General features: G+C 64.1%; 18 protein-coding genes. 9 read left to right on the top strand and 9 right to left on the bottom strand.

The window, feature by feature from the left end; all coding sequences use genetic code 11:
• Window positions 1-46 precede the first annotated feature (46 nt).
• A complete protein-coding gene (locus IFT98_RS01880; RefSeq protein ID WP_192047524.1) occupies window positions 47-814 on the top strand; it encodes a CHAD domain-containing protein in 768 nt (255 codons plus the stop codon).
• Window positions 815-839: 25 nt separating this feature from the next.
• On the opposite strand, the gene IFT98_RS01875 is transcribed toward IFT98_RS01880, so the two are convergent.
• Window positions 840-2,465 carry a methyl-accepting chemotaxis protein gene (locus tag IFT98_RS01875; protein WP_192047525.1) on the bottom strand — a complete coding sequence of 542 codons (1,626 nt, stop codon included), beginning with the start codon at window positions 2,463-2,465 and terminating at the stop codon, window positions 840-842.
• Between the two features lie 272 nt (window positions 2,466-2,737).
• On the opposite strand from IFT98_RS01875, the gene IFT98_RS01870 reads away from it, so the two are divergent.
• Complete coding sequence (locus tag IFT98_RS01870) at window positions 2,738-3,166, top strand: DUF2231 domain-containing protein (protein ID WP_122713049.1); 429 nt, start codon at window positions 2,738-2,740, stop codon at window positions 3,164-3,166.
• Complete coding sequence (locus IFT98_RS01865; protein ID WP_122799796.1) at window positions 3,163-4,455, top strand: PQQ-dependent sugar dehydrogenase; 1,293 nt, start codon at window positions 3,163-3,165, stop codon at window positions 4,453-4,455. Before IFT98_RS01870 ends, IFT98_RS01865 begins: the two co-directional genes overlap by 4 nt.
• Before the next feature lie 85 nt (window positions 4,456-4,540).
• Here IFT98_RS01865 and IFT98_RS01860 read toward each other — a convergent pair whose 3' ends face one another.
• Window positions 4,541-5,725, bottom strand: a complete 1,185-nt coding sequence (locus tag IFT98_RS01860; protein WP_192047526.1) for an aminotransferase class V-fold PLP-dependent enzyme — start codon at window positions 5,723-5,725, stop codon at window positions 4,541-4,543.
• A gap of 178 nt (window positions 5,726-5,903) precedes the next feature.
• On the opposite strand from IFT98_RS01860, the gene IFT98_RS01855 reads away from it, so the two are divergent.
• Entirely contained in the window at window positions 5,904-7,082 is a 1,179-nt protein-coding gene (locus IFT98_RS01855; RefSeq protein ID WP_192047527.1) for an MFS transporter, read from the top strand.
• A gap of 12 nt (window positions 7,083-7,094) precedes the next feature.
• Here the strand turns inward: IFT98_RS01855 and IFT98_RS01850 are convergent, their stop codons facing one another.
• On the bottom strand, window positions 7,095-8,783 hold the full coding sequence (locus IFT98_RS01850) for a Na/Pi cotransporter family protein (RefSeq protein ID WP_192047528.1): 1,689 nt from the start codon (window positions 8,781-8,783) through the stop codon (window positions 7,095-7,097).
• Between the two features lie 388 nt (window positions 8,784-9,171).
• Here IFT98_RS01850 and IFT98_RS01845 point away from each other — a divergent pair, with 388 nt between their 5' ends.
• On the top strand, window positions 9,172-11,352 hold the full coding sequence (locus IFT98_RS01845; protein ID WP_192047529.1) for a TonB-dependent siderophore receptor: 2,181 nt from the start codon (window positions 9,172-9,174) through the stop codon (window positions 11,350-11,352).
• Between the two features lie 68 nt (window positions 11,353-11,420).
• The gene (locus IFT98_RS01840; protein ID WP_192047530.1) at window positions 11,421-11,582 is read left to right on the top strand and encodes a DUF2986 domain-containing protein; all 162 of its coding nucleotides are present in this window, start codon (window positions 11,421-11,423) and stop codon (window positions 11,580-11,582) included.
• A gap of 18 nt (window positions 11,583-11,600) precedes the next feature.
• Here the strand turns inward: IFT98_RS01840 and IFT98_RS01835 are convergent, their stop codons facing one another.
• Window positions 11,601-11,996 carry an NUDIX hydrolase gene (locus IFT98_RS01835; RefSeq protein ID WP_192047531.1) on the bottom strand — a complete coding sequence of 132 codons (396 nt, stop codon included), beginning with the start codon at window positions 11,994-11,996 and terminating at the stop codon, window positions 11,601-11,603.
• 144 nt (window positions 11,997-12,140) lie between these two features.
• Here IFT98_RS01835 and IFT98_RS01830 point away from each other — a divergent pair, with 144 nt between their 5' ends.
• On the top strand, window positions 12,141-12,911 hold the full coding sequence (locus tag IFT98_RS01830) for an SDR family NAD(P)-dependent oxidoreductase (protein ID WP_192047532.1): 771 nt from the start codon (window positions 12,141-12,143) through the stop codon (window positions 12,909-12,911).
• Between the two features lie 135 nt (window positions 12,912-13,046).
• Here the strand turns inward: IFT98_RS01830 and IFT98_RS01825 are convergent, their stop codons facing one another.
• Together IFT98_RS01825 and IFT98_RS01820 are read right to left on the bottom strand one after the other, a co-directional pair.
• Window positions 13,047-13,745, bottom strand: a complete 699-nt coding sequence (locus IFT98_RS01825; protein WP_342214115.1) for a tRNA (adenine(22)-N(1))-methyltransferase — start codon at window positions 13,743-13,745, stop codon at window positions 13,047-13,049.
• A gap of 84 nt (window positions 13,746-13,829) precedes the next feature.
• Window positions 13,830-14,822: an alpha/beta hydrolase gene (locus IFT98_RS01820; protein WP_342214114.1), complete on the bottom strand. Its 993-nt coding sequence runs from the start codon at window positions 14,820-14,822 to the stop codon at window positions 13,830-13,832.
• 140 nt (window positions 14,823-14,962) lie between these two features.
• Here IFT98_RS01820 and IFT98_RS01815 point away from each other — a divergent pair, with 140 nt between their 5' ends.
• A complete protein-coding gene (locus IFT98_RS01815; protein WP_192047535.1) occupies window positions 14,963-15,730 on the top strand; it encodes a substrate-binding periplasmic protein in 768 nt (255 codons plus the stop codon).
• Between the two features lie 1,018 nt (window positions 15,731-16,748).
• Here IFT98_RS01815 and IFT98_RS01810 read toward each other — a convergent pair.
• The gene (locus tag IFT98_RS01810) at window positions 16,749-18,938 is read right to left on the bottom strand and encodes an OsmC domain/YcaO domain-containing protein (RefSeq protein ID WP_192049455.1); all 2,190 of its coding nucleotides are present in this window, start codon (window positions 18,936-18,938) and stop codon (window positions 16,749-16,751) included.
• A gap of 202 nt (window positions 18,939-19,140) precedes the next feature.
• Between IFT98_RS01810 and proP the strand changes: the two genes are divergently transcribed.
• Window positions 19,141-20,643 (top strand): glycine betaine/L-proline transporter ProP, encoded by a 1,503-nt coding sequence (gene proP, locus IFT98_RS01805; protein ID WP_122713059.1) that lies wholly within the window; start codon window positions 19,141-19,143, stop codon window positions 20,641-20,643.
• A gap of 38 nt (window positions 20,644-20,681) precedes the next feature.
• Here proP and mnmH read toward each other — a convergent pair whose 3' ends face one another.
• Both mnmH and selD read right to left on the bottom strand, forming a co-directional pair.
• Entirely contained in the window at window positions 20,682-21,779 is a 1,098-nt protein-coding gene (mnmH, locus tag IFT98_RS01800; protein WP_192049457.1) for a tRNA 2-selenouridine(34) synthase MnmH, read from the bottom strand.
• Entirely contained in the window at window positions 21,779-22,813 is a 1,035-nt protein-coding gene (gene selD, locus IFT98_RS01795) for a selenide, water dikinase SelD (RefSeq protein WP_192049459.1), read from the bottom strand. Before selD ends, mnmH begins: the two co-directional genes overlap by 1 nt.
• Window positions 22,814-22,900 lie beyond the last annotated feature (87 nt).

Below are 22,900 nucleotides of genomic sequence, written 5' to 3'. Positions count from 1 at the left end.
ACAGGCGTTCTCGACGACGCTGCGTGACTATCTACTGGAGGATTCGATGGCATTTGTCGACAGCTATGTGAAAGAGATCATCGCACTGGAAGTGGCGCTCTTTCATGCGCGGGTGCGTCTGCAGGCAGCGACCGACGAAGAGGCTCTGCACGATCTGCGCATTGCCGTACGGCGCATCCGCAGCCTGTTGATACCTGTCCGTTCACTGCCGGCGATGCAGCCTCTGCTGACCGCAGCCAAGGACGTGGGCCGCTTCACCACGCCCACCCGCGATCTGGAAGTCATGGTCCAGGAGCTGGAACGGCGTGGGCTGCAGGACGCGGCCGACAAACGTCGCGCGCGCCTTGCCGGCGAGCATCGGGTGATCGTCGACCATTCGAGCGTGAACGCTCTGTTCGATGCTCTGGACATCTGGTCGGCCGCGTTCCGCGCCAGCGACCTGGGCAGCCGCTCGCGAGCGTTCGAAAAACGCGTGGTGAAAACGCTCGACAAACACGTGCGCAAGCTGCGGCGGGCATTGAAGGATGGCGACTTCGACCGCCACGAGCTGCGGATCCTGGTCAAGCGTACGCGCTACCTGATCCAGGCATTCGGAGACTTGTCGCCGCTCTCGCCCAAGGCGGAGAAATCCCTCAAGGCGGTGCAGTCGGCGCTCGGTTCATGGCACGACCATCACCAGTGGTGCATTCAGGCCAAGGTCGAGACCGACCTGCAACCGTTGCAGCGAATCTGGGAGAAGGCCTCGGCCGCGGAACTGGCCAAGGCCGAGGTGGAAATGCGCAAGCTGGCGCGGCTGCTGCCCAAAGGCACGTAGCGCCAGCTGGTGGCAAGGCGGTTGATCAGGCCGCCTTGATGCGCGCGGTGACCTGAGCCAGTTCCGCCGACAATTGATGCAGGTGGCTGCTGGCTGCCTGGGTACTATCGACGTTGCCCTGGTTGGTGGTGGCGATGGCGGTGATTTCCACCAGGTTCTGCGCGATGTCGTCGACCACGGCGTTCTGTTCCTCGGCGGCGGTGGCGATCTGCCGATTCATGTCTCTGATCGCTTCGATGGTCTGCGTGATGCGGGTCAGGGTCTGGCCTGCCGCGACCACCTGCTCGGCGCCTTCGTCACTGCGCTTCTGCCCGCTTTCAATGGCCTGCACGGCGTTCACCGCGCCGGTCTGCACGGTGTCGATGATCTGATGGATTTCCTGGGTGGACGCGGCAGTACGCTGCGCCAGGATGCGCACTTCGTCGGCCACCACGGCAAACCCGCGGCCGGCATCGCCCGCGCGCGCGGCTTCGATGGCCGCATTGAGCGCCAGCAGATTGGTCTGGTCGGCAATCCCGCGGATCACCTCCAATACCTTGCCGATGCGGCCGCTGTCGTCACGCAACTGGCGGATGACGTCGCCGGTCACGGCAATTTCGCCGCGCATGCGGGTGATGGTATGGATGGTCGCCTGCATTGCCTGCTCGCCGCTCTGCGCTTCGCGGTCGGCGTCATCCGCCGCAGTGGCCGCGCCGGCGGCATGGCGTGCGACTTCCTGGGCGGTGGCAGACATCTCCTGCATCGCCGTGGCCACCTGATCGGTGCGTTCGAATTGCTCGCTGGTGCCTTGCAGCATGACCGCAGCGATGGTGTTGAGCTCGCCGCTGGCCTGGTCCAGATTGGCCGTGCTGCGTTGCAGGCGGGTGAAGGTGTCGGCGAGGAAATCACGCAAGGTGTTCGCCGCCACGGCCAGGCGACCCAGCTCGTCACGGCGATGGCTGACCACCCGCTCGGCCAACTGCCCCTGGCTCAGGCGTGCCACGTAGTCGATCAGATCGCGTACCGGGGTGACCAGATTGCGGTTGACCAGCCACAGGCTCAGGGCCGTGATCAACAGGCCCGACGCCAGCATGATGACGATGCCCCAGGTGATCGCCTGGTGGCCCTGCTGGTTGATCAGCAGGGATTGTTCGTCGGCGAGTGCCCGCAGTTCGGTTACCAGAGCATTGAGCTGCTCGCTGGTGGCGCGGTCGACGCCTGCCACGGCGCGGTCGCCGCTGGCAGCATCGGCGCCGCTGGCCAGAAAGGCATCGCGACCCTTGCGATAGGCCGCACCCAATGTGGCATGTTCGGCGCGCAGGCGTTGCGCATTCTGGCTGATGCCCGCGGGCACCCCCGGCAGCTCGCCGAGCGCTTGCAGGGTCGCCGCCACCGCGCGTTCCTGCTCCTCGAACTGCGCCCAATACTTGTCCGCCGCCTTGGCATCCTTCCCGCGCAGCAGTACGTTCTTCCATTCCTGCACCTGGGTCTTGAACTGAACGTTGGCCCGGTCGACCAGTTCAGTGGCGCGCAGGGGCCCCGCCACCAGCGCCGTGTAGTCGTCCAGGCTGGCCGCAAGAAACTTGAAGCTGCCCAGGGCAATCAGCAGCAGGATGAGCAACCCGCTGGCCAGCAGCGCCAGGACCTGTGCGCGCAGAGACGTTTTGAACATGACAGACCTCGAGAAGGGAAACCCTGCGAAAGCATGGGCTGGCGTTGTATCGGCCATTCGAGGCGATTGCTTGAAGGAAGATCGCGGCGGCCGACGGCCGGTGGTGTCTGGCCCGGGCCATTGCGCTTGGCTGCGCAGGTGTCGCGCAAAATATTTCGACACGAAGCCTGGTGAACTAACGGTTGGCGTCGACGATCCCTTTCTATGCGCACCCTGCGCCCCTGACGAGCCGGTACACCCGTGCCGATGTTGTCCAACGATGAGGAACAATCGTGACCACTTCTACCCAACTCGCCTATAGACACAGGCCAGGCCCGCTGCATGCGATTTTCCTGGCCGGCACCGTACCGCTGTTTCTCGGCGCCCTGCTCAGTGATATCGCCTACTACCAGAGCTATCAGATCCAATGGAGCAACTTCGCTGCCTGGCTCATCGCCGGGGGTTTGGTGTTCTGCGGACTGGCGCTGGTCTTCGCCTTGATCAATCTGGTCCGTGCCGAGCACAAGGGCGGCCGTGCGGTGCTGTATTTTCTGCTGTTGCTGGTCACGTGGGTGCTGGGGCTGGTGAACGCCTTCGAGCACGCCAAGGATGCCTGGGCGGTGATGCCCACCGGGTTGGTCATGTCGGTGGTGGTGACCGTACTGTCGCTGGTGGCGGCATGGGTCGGTTTGAGCAATCTGCGTTCGGGAGGTGTTCGATGAAATATTCAGGCGCATTGACGGCCTTGAGCGTGGCGTTGCTGCTCGCTGGCTGCGGCAGCGAAGCCGACAGCACCCAGGCACGCGGGCCCGACCCAAAGCTGCCGGAAGCGCAGCGCGGCCTGCTGCCGAGCATGAAGATCGCCGAGCCGGTGGCCTGGGGTGATAGCAAGCCGACCGTGCCGCAGGGCTATACCATCAGCGCGATCGCCACCGGCCTGGCCATCCCGCGGCAGACCCTAGTCTTGCCCAACGGCGACATCCTGGTAGCCGAGGGTCGCGGTGGCAGCGCCGCCAAGCTCAAGCCCAAGGACGTGATCGCCAGCTACATCAAGGCCCAGGGCAATACCCAGGTCAAAGGCGGCAACCGCCTGACCCTGCTGCGCGACGCCGATGGCGACGGCACCTATGAGCTGAAAACGGTGTTCGCGGAAAACCTCAACGCGCCCTACGGCCTGGCCTATGCCAATGGCAAACTGTACGTGGCCAACCAGGATGCGCTGGTGCGCTTCGACTACACCGACGGGCAGACCAAAGCCAGCGCGGCGCCGACCAAACTGGCCGACCTGCCCTCGGCGATCAACCACCACTGGACCAAGGCGCTGGCCATCAGCGACGACGCGCGCTACCTGTACGTGGGCATCGGCTCCAACAGCAATGTGACCGAACGCGGCATGGAGGTCGAGATCGACCGCGCCATGGTCTGGCAGATCGATGCGCAGACCGGTGCGCACAAGCCCTACGCGACCGGTATACGCAACCCGACGGCGCTGACCATTCAGCCGGGGACCGGCCAGCTATGGGCAGTGGTCAACGAACGAGACGAACTGGGCCCGGACCTGGTGCCCGACTACCTGAGCTCGGTACGTGAAGGCCAATTCTATGGCTGGCCGTACAGTTATTGGGGCCAGAACGTCGATTCCCGCGCTCAGCCGCAGAATCCGGCGAAAGTCGCCGCCGCGGTCAAGCCCGACTACAGCCTGGGCTCCCACGTCGCTGCACTGGGTGTGGACTTCTCGATTCCGGCCATGGGCGAAAAATTTGCTCAGGGTGCATTCGTCGGTGAGCACGGCAGCTGGAACCGCGACAATCCCGTGGGCTACAAGGTGATCTTCGTGCCGTTCGCCGGTGACAAACCTGCGGGCGAGCCCATCGACTTCGCCACCGGCTTCCGCGGCGACGATGGCAAGACCCGCGGCCGCCCTGTCGGTGTAACGGTCGATCCGCGTGGTGCGCTGATCATCGCCGATGACCTGGCCAACACCATCTGGCGGGTAACCCCCAACCGTTGAGGCCGACCTGGGGGCGCCCTGCCCTTGGGTGATTTGGATCTGCGCGGCGCCCGCCGCGCGGATCTTGTAGTGCAACCGCGTTCACTCACTGGCTCATCAGCGTCAAGGCGTCCACCAGGGCGTGCATGTCGGCCGGCGTGCTGTTGATGCCGGGCGTTACCCGTATGCAGGGCCCACAGGCCGAGCCGGCACGGGCAACCGTGAAGAGGTTGAACTGCGCCAGCAACTGATCGATCTTGCCTTGCTGGTCCTCCACGTCGCGAAAGCGGAACGCGGCGATGCCGCACGCCAGCCGTGGATCGTCCGGCGTGAGCACTTCAATGCCGGGCAGCGCGCGCACCGCAGGCAACCAGAGGTCGCGCAGGTAGCGCAGGCGCGCACCCTTGACCTGCCAGCCGCCGAGCGCCTGATGTTCGGCAAACACGGTCGGCAGGCTCATCAGCGCGGGCACATTGGGCGTGCCGTAGGGCGTCAGACAGCGTATGTCGTCGGCCGGGTAGCTGGGGTTGCCCATGTCGGGGGCGAAATCGGCCAGGCGCTCGCGGCGTACGTGAATCACCCCGAGGCTGAGCGGCGCGCCGATCCATTTCTGCAGGTTGAAGCCAGCCATTTCCACGCCCATGTCGGCCAGATCGACCTCCATCTGGCCCAGTGAGTGCGCGCCGTCGAGAATCACGTCGATCCCGTGCACCCGGGCCTCGGCGGCGATGGCTTTGACCGGCATGACCAGGCCGGTGCGATGGGTGACGTGGGTCAGTGCCATGAGCTTGAGCCGTGGGTGGGCAGCGAAGGCCTGGCGGTAGGTCTGAAGCAAGCCCTCGTAGCTGGCGGGGTGCTCGTGGACCAGACGCACCAGCTCGACGCCGCGGGCCTGTTGCAACCAGTCGAAGGCACCCTGCACCGAGCCGTAGTCCAAGTCGCTGATCAACACCTGATCGCCCGGCTGCAGGCGCGTGTAGTTGCGGATCAGCGAATACAGGGCTTCGGATGCGCTGCGGGCGAAGGTCAGTTCACCTGCAGGCACGCCCATCAGCTCGGCGAGCTGCTGGCGGATGGCGTCGGCCTCATGCTTGTCGAAGTGCTGGCGCACGTGCACCGAGTTGCTGCGGTTGACGTGACGGATCGCGTCCTCATAGGCGCTCACCACGCCTTCGCTCATGCGCCCGAAATAGCCGCCGTCGAGGTTGATCGGCCCGTCGTCGCGCGGATAACGCGCTGCAACGTCCTTCCAGAAAGTTTCATCCATGGCCAATTCGGCAGGGCTTTGCATTACGCAGGGCATGACAGCGCGCTCTCGGTGGGAAATGCCTGTGAGCATCGCCGCGCCGCCCGCGCGATGCAAGCGTCGGCGCCGACGGTCGTCGAGCATGGGTACAGCGCCAATGGTTATTTGACCATTCGTTCAAGAATCCCTAGGGTAGCCAGCTTCATTTTTGTCCGAGATGCTCATGACCACCCGTTCCAAGCTTCCGCCGACCGTCTACCTGTTGGGTTTGACGATTTTCTCGCTGGTGACCGCCGAGTTCATGGTAGCCGGCATGATGCCTGCCCTGGCCTCGGCGTTTTCCGTGAGCCTGGCTCAGGTCGGCAACCTGATTGCCCTGTATGCGCTGGGCATGGCCCTGGGCGGGCCACCGGTCACGGTTCTGCTGCTGTCGCGCGGGATCAGCAATCAGCGGGCGTTGGTCGGGCTGCTGGCGGTGTATGTGCTGGCTGGTGCCTTGGCCGCGGCCGCGCCCACCTATACGGTGCTGGCACTGGCCCGGATCGTCATGGGGGTTTCCAGCGCGGCCTGCATTGGCCTGTGCATGACCCTGTGCGCGGGGTTGGTCAGCCTGCAGGACCGCGGCCGGGCCATTTCGGTGGTGCTGGCCGGGCTCATGCTGTCGCCGGTGGCCGGCGTGCCGGCGACCGCTTGGGTCGAACATCACTATGGCTGGCGTGCCAGTGCCTGGTTGGTAGTGGCGCTGGCCTCGCTGTGCACGGTGCTGGTTGCCACCCGCCTGCCTCGCGCCGAGGCTGGAGACGAGCCCTCGCTGCGCAGCCAGTGGATCAGCCTGAAGAACCGCAGCCTGTGGGGTGCCTATGTCACCAGCGGGCTGATCATCGGCGCCACCTTCGCTGCGTTCAGCTATTGCACGCCGATCCTCATCGAGGAGGTCGGCGTGGCGCCCGCCCAGGTGGCGCCGTTGCTGGCGCTGTACGGCGTGGCCAACGTGCTCGGCAACATGGTGGTGGGCCGCATCGCCGATCGGCATACCTACGCGGCGCTGGGTTGGGGCCTGGCGCTGCTGGTGCTGGCCTTGGGCGGATTCGCCCTGGCCGGCCAGGTGTTCTGGCTCAACCTGGCGTGTTTCCTCACGGTCGGCCTGACCGGGGTGGCATTGAACCCGGCCATGGTCGCGCGGGTGATGAAAGCCGCCGAGCCCGGCGCGCTGGTCAATACCTTGCACACCTCGGTGATCACTGCCGGGTTGGCGCTGGGCAGTTGGGCCGGCGGCGCGGTGATCGATGCCGGCCTGGGCCTGCGAGCACCCCTTTGGGTGGGTGCAGGCATGGCGCTGCTGGGCCTGCTCAGCCTGCTGCGGCCCTGGTACCACGCCTCGCCAGCGGCCGCTGCCCGCTAGCACCGAGGTCGGTTACAGCGGCTTGGCCAACACCCCTGTCGGGGCGTGGTCGGCCGCTGCGGCGGGATCGACCTGGTCCAGCTCGCGTGACACCGACAGGCGTTCCTCAGTGATGCGCTGGACCAGATTCAACGCCCGTTCGGCGCTGCCCAGCAACGCCAGAATGGCGCCGCGCTCATCCCAGCCAAGCTTCTGCTCGCCCTGCAGGCAACGTTCACGCAGGGCCAGCAGGTCCTTGGCGTGGGCATTCGGCAGGTAGACCCCTTGCGGCCCCTTGCGCACTGCCGGCTCGACGATATCGAGGATGGCGTCGATGATCTTGCGCGCGTTGGCGCTGAACACCTGGCGCTCGATGCGGCGGGTGATCTGCGACAGGGTCCGGGTCAGGCTCGCGCTGAAATCCTCTTCCTCGATGAGGCTGGCGAGCAGGTTGGTCTGGCGCGCAGTCAGATCGTTCTTGAACATCTGCGCGGTGTAGCCGCGGATCTCCTGGCTGAGGGTGTCCAGCGCGTGCTCATGTTCCGTGGCGTTCTTCAGCGCCCGGGACTGGCCGCGCGCCGCATCCAGCAGCAAACCCATGCCCTGGCCATGGCGGGTCAGTTCGTGGCTGACCGCCGCGACACCGGTGTTCACGCTGGCCAGCGCGGCGCGGTCGAGATAGCGCGGCACGGCGTAGTCCTCTTCGTCGCTGCGGCTGGCGCCGATGCGCGACAGCACGCGGTCGAACACGCCGATGAAGGGAAACATCAGCGCGGTGTTGAAGATATTGAAGCCAATGGAATACAGCCCCACCGCCACGGGCACCAGCGGGAAGCTTTCCTTGCCGTCGACCATTTCCGAGCGGGCGACGTCCATGCCGAACAGGCCCATGGCGCCCTGCAGGATGTCCATGGACAGGAAGAACAGCGGAAACATCACCGCCACGCCGATGAAGTTGAAGGCGATGTGCGCGTAAGCGGCGCGCTTGGCGTTCTTCGACAGGTTCAGCGAGGCCAGCCATGAGGTGACGGTGGTGCCCAGATCGGCGCCCAGGGAAAACGCCACGGCGGTCTGCCAGTCCAGAATGCCCGCGGCGCCCAAGCCCATGACGATGCCGATGGTTGCCGACGAGGAGTGGATCATGGCGGTGATGCCTGCGGCGGTCAGTACGCAGATGGCCAGGCCGGTGTAGCTGTCGGCCTGCAGACTGGAAATGACCGACATCACCTCGGGCAGGCCGCGCAGGGGTTTGAGGCCGCCGGTGAGCAGGTTCAGGCCGTAGAAGATCAACGAGAAGCCAATGATGGCCAGCGCCAGATGACGGGTTTTCTCGCTCTTGCTGAACACATAGACCAGGGCGAACACCCCGGCGAAGATCAGCCCCAGTGGGCCCAGCGGCATGGCGATGAGGCCGTTGCCCAGGGTCGTGCCGATGTTGGCCCCCATGATCACGCTGATGGCGGGTCGCAGGCCGACCACGCCAGCGTTGACCAGGCCGACCACCATGACCGTCATGGCCGTGCTCGACTGCAGCACGCCGGTAATCACGGTGCCGGCGGCCAAGCCTTTGACCGGTGTGCCGGCCAGCTTGGCGAGCCAGGCGCGCATGCGATTGGCCGCCAGGTTGTTGATGCCGTCGGACATGAACTCCAGGCCGAGCATGAAGATGCCCAGACCACCGATGACGGGGACCAGCAGGTCTTTGAAGATATCGATTTCCATGGCGGCTCTTTGCGGTAGAGGAGTTGGCCGGCGCCCGGGGTGTGATGACTGAAGCTAGACATGAAATGTGACATATGGGTGACGCGCCGGCCCTGTAGGCCCTGGCCGCGACCACCGGACTATCTGGTAACCCGTAGGAGCGGTCATCGGCCGCGAACACTGCTGCGTCTGATACCCGTGGGAGCGGTCATCGGCCGCGAATGGAGCGCCACGGATCGTCTGATGCACCGCGGCGCCGGGTTCGCGGCCGATGACCGCTCCTACAAGCCAGCGAGCAATTCGCAAAAAGGAAAATGGTTTTTTTGATACGCCTGCGCCATGTGTAGGAATTTTCTGAGACAATAGTGCTAACGATTCGCATTAACCTTGTCTGGCCAGGAAGCTTTACATGTCACGCCCTACCCCGCTGCAACGCCCCCACGCTCCGCGCAATCTGTTGGCCGTGGCCATCTGCATGGCCACGATGGCCCCGGCAATGGCCGCCGACGATACCCAGACCCAAGGACAGACGGCCCCGGGCGTCATCGAATTGGGTGCCAGCCAGATCACCTCGGATTCGTTCCAGCTGGGCAGCTTCACCGAAGGCTCGCAGTCCTACACCACCGGCGCGATGGCAACCGCCACCAAGCTGCCGCTGAGCCTGCGCGAAACGCCGCAATCGGTGACCGTGATCACCCGTCAGCGCATGGATGACCAGGCCATGACCAGCATCAACGATGCGGTGCGCGCCACCCCGGGACTGTTCCTCAACTATGCCAACGGCCCCGGCCGCCAGGCCTATTCGGCACGCGGCTTCGACATCGACAACCTGATGTACGACGGCATACCCAGCGGCTATTCGGGCGTCACCATCGGTGCCCAGCCCAACCTGGCCATGTTCGATCGGGTCGAGGTCGTGCGCGGTGCGACGGGGCTGGTCACCGGTGCCGGCAATCCCTCGGCGGCGATCAACCTGGTGCGCAAACGGCCATTGGCCGAGCAGAAGGTGACCCTGACCGGCGCTGCCGGCAGCCACGACGACTACCGTGGCGAGATCGACGCGTCCAGCCCGCTCAACGAGGCCGGTACGCTGCGGGGCCGAGTGGTGGGTTCGTACCGAGACGCGAACAGTTTCATCGACGGCGTCGAGGAGGATCATGGTCTGTTCTACGCCGTCACCGAGGCGGACCTGGGTGAAGACACCCTGCTGACCCTCGGTTTTTCCCATCAGAAGGACAAGACCAACTACTTCTGGGGTTCCTCGATGATCGGTCAGGACGGCCATCATCTGGACCTGCCGCGGTCCTACAATCCAGGCACCAAATGGGAGAACAAGGACCAGGAGATCAATACCGTGTTCGCCGAGGTGCGCCAGCGCCTGGCCAACGACTGGAACCTGCAGGTCAACGCCAACTATGCCGAACAGAACGGCTTGTTCTCCGGTTCGTATCAATCGCGCTGGGTCAACAACACGCTGGCGCGTACCGTGTACCAGTCCGCCCACGATGAAAACCAGGCCGGCCTCGATGCCTTTGCCAGCGGCCCTTTCCAGGCGTTCGGGCGGACCCACGAACTGGTCGTGGGCGCCAGCAAGCGCATCTACGACATGACCACCCACAACTACGACCCCTACGACACCAACTGGCCGATCGACGCCGGCAAACCCAACTTCACCCACACCGACAACGGCCGCGAGGTGACCACCCAGGATGGCGTCTACCTGACCACGCGGCTGAGCCTTGCCGACCCGCTGAAGCTGATTCTGGGCGGTCGGGTGGACTGGTACGACTATGACAATCGCGACGGCGAAGGCGACTACAAGGTGACCCGCAACGTCACCCGCTACGCCGGCCTGATCTACACGCTGGACGACCACCACTCGGTGTATGCCAGCTACAGCGATATCTTCACCCCGCAGAGCGCGCAGGACACCAGCGGCACGCCGGTCAAGCCGATCGTGGGCAAGAACTACGAGATCGGCATCAAGGGTGAGTATTTCGACGGCGCGCTGAACGCCAGCCTGGCGCTGTTCCGGGTCGACCAGGAAAACCGTGCGGTGCAGATCTTCGTCGAGAACTGCCCGCAGCTCAGCTGCTACGAAGCCTCCGGCGAGGTGCGCAGCCAGGGTATCGACTTCGAGCTGCAAGGGGCGCTGACCGAGAACTGGCAGGTGGGCGGTGGCTACACCTACGCGCGGGTACACACGCTCAAGGACAACGCGAACCCGGCGAACGAAAACCAGCGCTTCGACACCGACATTCCCGAGCATCTGTTCAAGGTCACCACCAGCTACCGTTTCCAGGGCCCGTTGGAAAAACTGCGCGTAGGTGGCACCTTCTCCTGGCAGAGCCGCCTGTACAACGACATCGACTTGGCCGACGGCAGCCGCTACCGCCTGGAACAGGGCGGCTATGCCGTCACCGATCTGATGGCCGGCTATCAGGTCAACCGCAACCTGGACCTGCAGGTGAATGCCAACAACGTGTTCGACCGCAAGTACTACAATGCCATCGCCAACTCGGCCAGCTATGGCGGCGACAGCTACGGCAATCCACGCAACCTGATGCTGACGGCCAAGTACAGCTTCTGATCGGGCGCGGCGAGCGGGCCGATGAGCCGTACTGGTATCATCGCCCCACTTTCCGCCTGGGCCACGCCATGAATCGCCGCAAGAAAATCAAACAGCTGTTGCAGGCACATGCCAAGAAGGCCAGCGCCAAGCTGGCGCCGCAGAGCAAGGACCGCTATGTCAGCAAGGCGGACCGCGCAAAACTGGCGCTGGAGGCAGACACCCCGAGCCCGGTCCCCGAGCCGGACTGACACTGGGTCGGGCAGCGCTCACAGGAAATGCAGCGGCAGTATCCAATCGCGGGTCAGCGGTGCCAGTTCAAGCTGGCCTACTGTTGCGGCATCGACCCAGCGGACTTCCTCGATTTCGGCGGCAGGGGCGACCGGGACCTGAATGCGTACCTGAAACAGCTCGCAGTGCACTTGATGATCCGGCTCGTTGGCTGCTGGGGCGCTGTAGGTGCCCAGGAAGAAGGCTTCGGCGGGGTCTACAGCAATGCCCAATTCTTCCTGCAACTCGCGAACCAGCGCTTGGACAGGCTGCTCGCCAGGCTCGATCTTCCCTCCGGGCTGCATGAAAGCAAGCGTATCGCGCTTGCGCACCAGTAGGGTTTGACCTTGGGCATCGAGCAACAATGCTGCGGCGATATGAATGTGGGCAGCCATGGCGTCTCTCCTGAAAAAGGCGGAGCACCATTGCATAGCGCGCGCTGTCTGGCAATTGTCGCCCAAGAAGCGCCCGCGCACCCGAGAACGTTCGGCGGGTGCGCTGGGTCCTATCGGTACTGACCCCTTCCTGCACGGTGCACCATGGCCTTGATACCTGATCTCTCCGACGATGCTTGCGTGCTGGTCTGTGGCGCCAGCCAGGGTATTGGCCTGGCATTGTGCGAGCAGTTGCTGCAGCGCAACGATGTGGCGAAGGTGTTTGCGGTTTCCCGGCAGGCCACAACCAGCGCCGAGCTGGCGGTATTGGCCGGGCGCCATGGGCCTCGTCTGACAGCCCTGGATTGCGATGCGCGCGATGAGCAGGCTTTGCAACGGCTGGGGGCAGAGGTAGGCGCGGATTGCGCGCACTTGCACCTAGTGATCAGCACGTTGGGCATTCTGCATCAGGACGGCGCGCGGCCGGAAAAAGGTCTGGCGCAACTGGAGCTGAGCAGTCTGCAGGCCAGTTTTGCCACCAATGCCTTTGCGCCGGTGCTGCTGCTCAAGCATCTGCTGCCGTTATTGCGCAAACAGCCGGCGACCTTTGCGGCGCTGTCGGCCCGGGTCGGCTCGATCGGCGACAACCGTCTGGGTGGCTGGTACAGCTATCGCGCCAGCAAGGCGGCGCTCAATCAGCTGCTGCGCACCGCCAGCATCGAGCTCAAGCGTTTGAACCCCGCCGCCACGGTCCTGGCCTTGCACCCGGGCACCACCGACACCCGCCTGTCCCAGCCCTTTCAAACCAATGTCCCGGCCGGCAAACTGTTCGACCCCGATTTCGCCGCGCGCTGCTTGCTCGAATTGATCGGCCAACATGGACCGACGCAGACCGGCAGCTTCTGGGCCTGGGATGGCCAGGCGATTGATTGGTAGATCCGTGCTTGTATGCGTGGGAGCGGTCAGCGGCCGCGAAAGGCCGCCGCGGTGTGTCTGGTACACCGCGGCGTCCTTTTCGCGGCCGCTGACCGCTCCCACACGGGATCTGCTCGAGCAGGCAGTTGCGTAGGGTCAGCGGGGATTCAGGGATTCGATCCACTCGATGTGTTCGGCCAGCTCCAAGCGTTTGCCTTCGAGTCCGTTCTGCCGGGCGTGGGCCAGGCGCTCGAGGGTGCGGCGTTTGAGGTGCAGCAGGCGTTGCCATTTGGCCAGGAACGCCGGCGTGCGCTGCTGCAGTTGCAAGGGCCCGAAAAACAGTTCCCGTGGACTGTACGTGACCGACTCGCCAGGGTCGGCGACGATGATCTCGTAGTCGAAGCGGTTTTCCCGCAGCACTTCTTCATGACGGATGCCATAGCCATTGTCCATCAACCACTGGCGCAGGTGGCGTTCACCGCCATTGGGCTGCAGGATCAACCGCTCGCGAATGCTCAAACGCGCCTTGCCCGCCTGCAGAATGTCGCGAATGGTTTCGCCACCCATTCCGCAGAGGGTCACGGCCGTGATCCGGTCGCTCGCCTCGATTGCCGCCAGGCCGTCGGCCTGACGCACGCTGATGCAATGCGCCAGCCCGTTCTCGTCAACGCTGCGCCGGGCCGCCAGAAACGGTGTCCGGGCGACCTCCCCGGCGACGGCCCAAGGGACGATGCCGCGCAGGACCAAGGCCACCGGCAGATAAGCATGATCCGAACCGATGTCAGCCAAACGCGCATCAACAGGGACCTGGGCGGCCACCCGCTCCAGGCGGTGAGACAAGCTCTGCGGGTTCACGAGGGAACGATGCTCCAGGTTCGACGCGCGCCGTTCAGGCCCGCAGGGGGGGGCATTCTGGCGGGCTCGCTCGGGCATTTCAACTCATCGGGCAGGAGCCTGGGCAGCGTGTGCCGACAACCGTCGGACGATCCACTCACGGCTGTGGGCCAAAGCCTTGTCGGCCATGGGCGTGGGGAAGTGGATGAAGCCATGGGGCGAGGCCGGCAACAGGCACAGATCCACGGTCGCCACCCTGCCCCAGCGTTCGGCCATCAGCAGGGTATCGTCGCGCAGCGGGTCCAGTTCACCTGCGAACATCAGCGCCGGCGGCAGTCCATCCAGGTCGCCATACAGCGGCGACAGCGAGGGTTGCCGCCGTTGCTCGTCTTCCAGGCCGGGGGTCAGTCGGCGGAAGGCCTCGAGCATGCCCGGCCCGTCCAGCACCAGGGTCTCGGGGCCCGCATTGCGCACGCTGGGCGTGCCAGTCAGATCGAATACCCCGTAATACAGCAGCGCCCCGCAGACGCGCTGCAGCAACGCCGGCCACCGCTTGAGCTGCAACAATGTGGACGCTGCCAGGTGACCACCGGCAGACTCACCGACCATGATCACCGGCAGATCCTCGAACTCGGGGAAGCCGCCACCCAGCACGCAGCGAGTAGCCGCCAGGCAGTCGTCGAGCAAGCCCTGCAGCGGGGTCGACACGGCCAGCCGGTAGTCCACCGATATCACCGCCACGTCGCAGGCCTGAACCAGGGCGATGTTCACGTCATCGTTCATCTGCGCGTTGCCGATCACCCAGCCGCCGCCATGGAAATCCAGCACCAAGCCCTTGGCGGGCCCCTGCGGACGGATGATGCGCACGCTCACCGGTACGCCATCGGGGCTGACCAGCACACGGGTCTCGATGGCCAGGCCATGCCTGACAGGCTTGAGCGCCTTGCCCAGCTGGCCTGCACGCAGCAGTGTCTGGATCAGCATCGGCGTGATGCGGTTACGAATGCGGAACCGCGGCAGACGCTCGAGGGTCTTGTTGAAGCGTTGCGCCTGCGCGGTCTGTAGTGGGTCGAACGACCAGCTTTGCTCGGTCTCCACCTGAAGTGTCCTCAGTGCGTAGGTATGTATCGGATATGGAGCGGCTGAGGTCGACGCGGTTCCCACGCGAGCAGGTAGCGCCATTAGCGACTATGCTGGCCGTCCTGGAGCCTGCCATTGAAAGTCATCGGATCGTTGCCATGGGTCATCTGAACCGCACTTGCGGATTGCTGTTGAAGTCTGTCTGCGGTCTGCTGCTGTGCAGCGCCCTCCTCCCTGCTGCCTGGGCCGCGCACCCGCGCACCTTCGATCTGTACATGCCCGAGGCGCCGCCGTTGAGCATGGCGGGCGACGCGGGCCAGCAAGGCATCGTTGCTGACGCCGCCCGGCAGGCCATGACGCTGGCGGGCTATCGCATGAATACCAACGTGCTGCCCTGGCTTCGCGCGCAACGGACTGTGCAGCATGGGCAGGACATGCTTATCGTGCCGCTGTCGCGGACTCCCGACAGGGAAACCAGCTACACCTGGATCGCCCCGATCATGAGCATGGACCGGGCGTTTTTCACCCTCGACAAGCGCGTCGACAGCTTTGCCCAGGCACGCCGGACCTATCGACGGATCGCCGTGGGCATGGGCAGCGCGCAGGAGCGCAAGCTGTACGACGAGGGGTTCGATGCGTCGCAGATCTACCCATTGCGCATCGGTGAGAACCCGGCGCAGATGCTGCTGCTGGGGCGTGTCGATGCCTGGTTCAACGGGGTGCCCGAATCGCAGTACATCTGGCGCCAGGTCTCCGAGCAGCCGCTGCTGATGAGCCCGGTGTTGATGACCACGGACCTTTACCTGGCGTGTTCGAAGACGTGCTCGCCGCGCGTGGTGAGCAATTTGCGCAAGGCGGTGGAAACGCTGCACCGCAACGGCTCCATCCAGCGTCTGCTGGATCATTACCTGCCTGCCGCGCCATGAAGTCGGTGCTGCCCTTTTTCCGTAGGAGCGGTCCGTGGCCGCGAAAAGGGTGGCGCGGTGGATCAGACAGTCCGCAGCGCGTTCTTCGCGGCCGATGACCGCTCCCACAGGATGCCGCCATTTTATTGTGGGAGCGGTCCTTGGCCGCGAAAAGGGCAGCGCGGTGGATCAGACAATCCGCAGCGGGTTCTTCGCGGCCGATGACCGCTCCCACAGGATGCCGCCATTTTATTGTGGGAGCGGTCCGTGGCCGCGAAAAGGGTGGCGCGGTGGATCAGACAGTCCGCAGCGCGTTCTTCGCGGCCGATGACCGCTCCCACAGGATACCGCCACTTTTTTTGTGGGAGCGGTCCATGGCCGTGAAAAGGGCAGCGCGGTGGATCAGACAATCCGCAGCGCGTTCTTCGCGGCCGATGACCGCTCCCACAGGATGCCGCCATTTTTTTGTGGGAGCGGTCCGTGGCCGCGAAAAGGGCAGCGCGGTGGATCAGGCAGTCCGCAGCGCGTTCTTCGCGGCCGATGACCGCTCCCACAGGATGCCGCCATTTTATTGTGGGAGCGGTCCGTGGCCGCGAAAAGGGCCGCGCGGTGGATCAGACAATCCGCAGCGGGTTCTTCGCGGCCGATGACCGCTCCCACAGGATGCCGCCATTTTATTGTGGGAGCGGTCCGTGGCCGTGAAACAGCCACCGCGGTGGATCAGACAGTCCGCAGCGGGTTCTTCGCGGCCGATGACCGCTCCCAAAGGATGCCGCCATTTTATTGTGGGAGCGGTCCGTGGCCGCGAAAAGGGCCCCGCGGTGGATCAGACAATCCGCAGCGGGTTCTTCGCGGCCGATGACCGCTCCCACAGGATGCCGCCATTTCATTGTTCGAGCGGTCCGTGGCCGCGAAAAGGGCACCGCGGGGGATCAGACAATCCGCAGCGCGCTCTTCACGGCCGATGACCGCTCCCAAAGGATGCCGCCATTTTATTGTGGGAGCGGTCCGTGGCCGCGAAAAGGGCGCAGCGCGGTGATCAGGCCCTGGCGCGGGCGCTGTGCAGTTTCTTGTAGCTGTCGATCAGGCGCAGGTGACGGTCCAGCCCTTCGAGCTTCATGCTGGTCGGGGTCAGGCCGTGGAAACGCACGCTGCCATCCACGGACCCCAGCGCCGCCTCCATCCGCGCGTCTCCGAACATACGGCGGAAATTGACCTCGTAGTCGGCCATGTCCAGGTCGCTGTCCAGCTGCACCTCGAGCACCACGTTCAGCGCCTGGAAGAACAGACCGCGCTCCAGCGTATTGGCGTTGTACTGCAGGAACATCTCGACCAGCTCCTTGGCGTCGTCGAAGCGCTCGAGCACCAGCTGGATCAGCACCTTCAACTCGAGAATGGTCAGTTGCCCCCACACGGTGTTCTCGTCGAACTCGATACCGATCAAGGTGCGGATGTCGGTGTAGTCATCCAGCTCCGACTCCTCCAGGCGCTGCAACAGATTGCCCAGTGCATCGTCATCGAGCTGGTGCAGGTTGAGAATGTCTTCGCGGAAAAACAGCGCCTTGTTGGTGTTGTCCCAGATCAGATCTTCGATCGGATAGATCTCCGAATACCCCGGCACCAGGATCCGGCACGCCTTGGCGCCCAAGTGCTCATAGACCGCCATGTACACCTGCTTGCCCATGTCGGCGAGAATCCCGAACAACGTCGCCGCTTCCGCGGCGTTGGCGTTCTCACCCTGTGCGGTGAAATCCCAATCGACAAAGGCAAAATCGGCCTTGGCACTGAAGAAGCGCCACGACACCACCCCGCTCGAATCGATGAAATGCTCGACGAAGTTGTTCGGCTCCATCAGCGCATGGCTTTCGAAGGTCGGCTGCGGCAAATCGTTGAGCCCCTCGAAACTGCGGCCCTGGAGCAACTCGGTGAGGCTGCGCTCGAGCGCCACTTCCAGGCTTGGATGGGCGCCGAACGAGGCAAACACGCCGCCGGTGCGCGGGTTCATCAAGGTTACGCACATCACCGGGAAACGGCCGCCCAGAGAGGCATCCTTGACCAGCACCGGAAAGCCCTGCTCTTCCAGCCCCTGAATGCCGGCCTGGATGCCGGGGTAGCGCGCCAGCACCTCGGCCGGAACGTCGGGCAGCGCCAGTTCGCCCTCGAGAATCTCGCGCTTGACCGCGCGCTCGAAGATTTCCGACAGGCACTGCACCTGGGCTTCGGCCAAGGTGTTGCCGGCGCTCATGCCGTTGCTCAGGTAGAGGTTTTCGATCAGGTTGGACGGGAAATACACCGTCTCGCCGTCGGACTGACGCACGAAAGGCAGCGAGCAGATGCCCCGCTCCACGTTGCCCGAGTTGGTGTCGTAGAGGTGAGAACCGCGCAGTTCGCCGTCGGCGTTATAGATGGCCAGGCAGTGGGCATCGAGTATCTGGGCAGGCAGCGCATCCTTGCGGCCCGGCTGGAACCAGCGCTCGTCGGGGTAGTGCACGAAGGCCGCATTGGCGATGTCTTCGCCCCAGAACTGGTCGTTGTAGAAGAAGTTGCAGTTGAGCCGCTCGATGAATTCACCGAGGGCCGACGCCAGCGCGCTTTCCTTGGTCGCCCCTTTGCCGTTGGTGAAGCACATCGGTGAGTAGGCATCGCGGATGTGCAACGACCAGACGTTGGGCACGATGTTGCGCCAAGAGGCGATCTCGATCTTCATCCCCAGCCCGGCGAGGATCGCGGACATATCGGCGATGGTCTGCTCCAGCGGCAGGTCCTTGCCCAGCACATAGGTGCTCGCACCTTCCGCCTGCGCGGGCATCAACAAGGCCTGGGCATCGGCGTCGAGGTTGTCGACCTCCTCGATGATGAAGTCCGGGCCGGTCTGCACGACCTTCTTCACGGTGCAGCGGTCGATCGAGCGCAGGATGCCCTGGCGATCCTTGGCCGACATGTCCGCTGGCAGTTCGACCTGGATCTTGAAGATCTGGTTGTAGCGGTTCTCCGGGTCGACGATGTTGTTCTGCGACAGGCGGATGTTGTCGGTGGGAATATTGCGGGTGCTGCAGTAGAGCTTGACGAAGTACGCCGCGCACAACGCCGAGGATGCCAGGAAGTAGTCGAACGGGCCCGGCGCCGAGCCGTCGCCCTTGTAGCGGATCGGTTGGTCGGCCACCACCGTGAAATCGTCGAACTTGGCTTCAAGTCGAAGGTTGTCGAGAAAATTGACCTTGATTTCCATGGGGCAGCACCTGATGACAGCTAAAACGAATGGCCGGCATTATCCGGTTTTTTGTCGTCTTCGTCTTGGAGGATCTGTCAGTACCCTGGGTACGCTGGCGCCCGGACAACCACTGCGATACTAAATCGCCGTCATCAGTGAATTATTTAGTGTCATTTTGTATCTCATGGGGACAAGCCGCTTTGACACAAGAGAAACACCCATGAAATCTCGCAGAAAAACCGTCAACCCGATCGGGTTGAACGACATCACCATCGTCGACGACGTCAAGATGCGCAAGGCGATCACCGCCGCCGCGCTTGGCAATGCCATGGAATGGTTCGACTTCGGCGTCTACGGCTTCGTGGCCTACGCCTTGGGCAAAGTGTTCTTCCCGGACGTCGATCCCAGCGTGCAGATGATCGCGGCCTTGGCCACCTTCTCCGTGCCCTTCCTGATTCGCCCGCTGGGTGGCCTGTTCTTCGGCGCCCTGGGCGACAAGTACGGACGACAGAAAGTCCTTGCTGCCACCATCGTGATCATGTCGTTGAGTACGTTCGCGATCGGCTTGATTCCGTCCTATGCCTCCATTGGTATCTGGGCACCCATCCTGCTGCTGTTGGCGAAGATGGCCCAGGGCTTCTCGGTGGGCGGTGAATACACCGGCGCCTCGATCTTCGTCGCCGAGTACGCTCCGGACCGCAAGCGCGGCTTCCTCGGCAGCTGGCTGGACTTCGGCTCGATCGCCGGTTTCGTGCTCGGTGCCGGCGTGGTGGTGGGCATCTCTGCAGTGATCGGCGAGGAGAAGTTCCTCGACTGGGGCTGGCGCGTGCCGTTTTTCCTGGCCCTGCCGCTGGGCATGATCGGCCTCTACCTGCGCCATGCGCTGGAAGAAACCCCAGCCTTCCAGCAGCATGTCGAAAAGCTCGAACAAGGTGACCGCGAAGGCCTGGCCGGCGGCCCGAAGGTATCGTTCAAGGAAGTGGCGACCAAGCACTGGCGCAGCCTGCTGACCTGCATCGGCATCGTGGCGGTGACCAACGTCACCTACTACATGCTGCTCACCTACATGCCCAGCTACCTGTCGCACAACCTGCACTACAGTGAAAGCCATGGCGTGCTGATCATCATTGCGATCATGGTCGGCATGCTGTTCGCCCAGCCGTTGATCGGCTTCGCCAGCGACAAGTTCGGCCGCAAGCCTTTCATTCTGTTCGGCAGCATCGGCCTGTTCTTCCTGGCCATCCCGGCTTTCATGCTGATCAACAGCGGCCAGATCGGTTGGATCTTCGCCGGGCTGCTGATGCTGGCGGTGGTGCTTAACTTCTTCATCGGCGTCATGGCTTCGACCTTGCCGGCGATGTTCCCCACGCACATCCGCTACAGCGCCCTGGCCAGTGCATTCAACGTATCAGTACTGATCGCCGGCCTGACACCGACGGCCGTGGCCTGGCTGGTGGAAAGCACCGACGACCTGTACATGCCTGCCTATTACCTGATGGTGTTCGCCGTGGTCGGCTTCATCACCGCCATCACCATGAAGGAAACGGCCAACAAGCCATTGCGCGGTGCTGCGCCAGCGGCCTCGGACATCGCAGAAGCGCGTGAACTGCTGGTCGAGCACCACGACAACATCGAGCAGAAGATCGAGGACATCGACAGCGAGATCGCCGCGCTGCAAGCCAAGCGCGAAGTGCTGGTGCAACAGCACCCGCGGATCAACTGAGCCAAGGCTGGCCAGGCTGAAGGCTGCACTCGCCGTCTTCAGCCCCTGGCCAGACGCTCGCGCAGATAGTCAACGACGGCGGCCTGTTCGCCGGCGAACTCGATGCGCGCCGCCTTGCTCTCGCGTTGATAGGTGTACATCGGGTCGTAGTACTCGTGCAGCAAGCCTTCGATCCAGCCACGGTGCAGGTCGACCAGGCCATAGCGCCGCTGCTCTTCCAGCGCGGCCTGCATCAGGCCCTGCAGACGCTGGTGACGCTCGCCGCCCAGGCGCTTGTGGATGCGGTCCAGACTCTGCAGCAGACGCTCGGCAAACAGCGCTTCACCGCGCTCGCCATACAGCCCGACGAAGTCTGCGCACAGGTTCACCACGTAGTCGCGCAGGATACGCTTGACGCGATTCTGGAAGCTGTCTTCCAACCAGACCAACGGATAGGCCTGCATGCCCTGATGCAGGCTCAACGGCACGTTGCAACTGCCCACCAGGCGGCTTTCGTCCTCGAGCACGAACTGCTCGATGCCAGCGGCCCGCTTCTTCAACACGTCGATCGCCAGGCTGTTCTCGAAATCGATCTGCGCAGGCTGCCCGGTCGCACGCTTGCCGAAGCTGGAACCGCGGTGGTTGGCGTGGCCTTCCAGGTCCAGGGCATTACTCAATTGCGCCAGTACATCGGTCTTGCCGGTGCCGGTCATGCCGCCCAGCACGACGAACTGGCACTGTTCGACGGCCTGTTCCAGGGTGTCGAGCAGAAAGCTGCGCATGGCCTTGTAGCCGCCCAGTACCCGCGGGTACTCGACGCCCGCCTCGCGCAACCAGCGCTGTACGGTCTGCGAGCGCAGGCCGCCGCGGAAGCAATACAGGTAGCCCTCGGGATTGGCCTTGGCGAATGCCACCCAGGCGTCGACCCGGCGTGCCTTGATCTCGCCGGACACCAGCCGGTGCCCCAGTTCGATGGCGGCTTGCTGGCCGTGCTGCTTGTAGCAGGTACCGACTTTCTGCCGTTCCAGGTCGTCCATCAATGGCAGGTTGTGCACGCCGGGAAATGCACCCTTGTCGAATTCGACCGGGGCGCGCGCATCCATCATCGGCACCTCGCCGAGGAACAACGCGCGGTAGTCGCTGCTGTCGTCGCGCATCAGAACACCTCGACAGCGTGGGGCTGACGCTCGATCAGGGTACCGATGGGCGCCAGTTGCAGACCCAGTTCGGCAGCCAGCGCGACGAACTCGGCTTCGCCGGCAGCGCTGACGGCAACCAGCAGGCCGCCACTGGTCTGCGGATCGCAGAGCAGGTCACGCTGTTCGTCGCTCAGGGCAGCGATGCGTTCGCCGTAGCTGTCGAAGTTGCGCTGGGTGCCGCCAGGCACGCAGCCCTCGCGCAGGTAGTGGTCGATGCCCGGCAGGCGCGGCACGGCGGCGTACTCCAGGCGTGCAGTCAGTTGGGCGCCGTCGGCCATTTCGACCAGGTGCCCGAGCAGGCCGAAACCGGTGACGTCGGTCATCGCGGTGACCTCGCGCAGCTTGCCGAAGCGGCTGCCGGGCTTGTTCAGCGTGCACATCCAGTCGCGGGCCACGCCCACGTCTTCTTCGCGCAGGCGGGATTTCTTCTCCGCAGTGGTAAGAATGCCGATGCCCAGCGGCTTGGTCAGGTACAGGCGGTCGCCGACCTGAGCGGTGTCGTTGCGCTTCATGTGGCGCTTGTCGACCAGGCCGGTCACCGCCAGACCGAAGATGGGTTCGGGAGCGTCGATCGAATGCCCACCGGCCAGGGGAATCCCCGCCGCATCGCACACCGCCCGACCGCCGCGGATCACCTCGCGGGCTACTTCCGGGGGCAGCAGGTTGACCGGCCAGCCGAGAATGGCGATGGCCATCAACGGATCGCCGCCCATGGCATAGATGTCGCTGATGGCGTTGGTAGCGGCGATGCGCCCGAAATCGAAGGGGTCATCGACGATGGGCATGAAGAAATCGGTGGTCGACACCACCCCGCGCTCTTCGTCGATGGCATACACCGCAGCGTCGTCGCGCGAGGCGTTGCCGACCCACAACTTCGGGTCCAGGTTCTGTGCGCCGCTGCCGGCCAGAATCACCTCCAATACCTTGGGCGAAATCTTGCAGCCGCAACCGGCTCCATGGCTGTACTGGGTCAAACGAATAGGCGAATTCATGGCAGCATTCTCGACGTCCTGGAATCAGGCTGCGAATTCTATCAAAGCTGGCCTTTCCTGCAGTGACTCTTATAATCGCGCCACCTC

It is taken from the genome of Pseudomonas sp. CFBP 8770 (assembly GCF_014841705.1).
Lineage (GTDB): Bacteria > Pseudomonadota > Gammaproteobacteria > Pseudomonadales > Pseudomonadaceae > Aquipseudomonas.
This window is presented reverse-complemented; position numbering and strand designations above follow the sequence as displayed.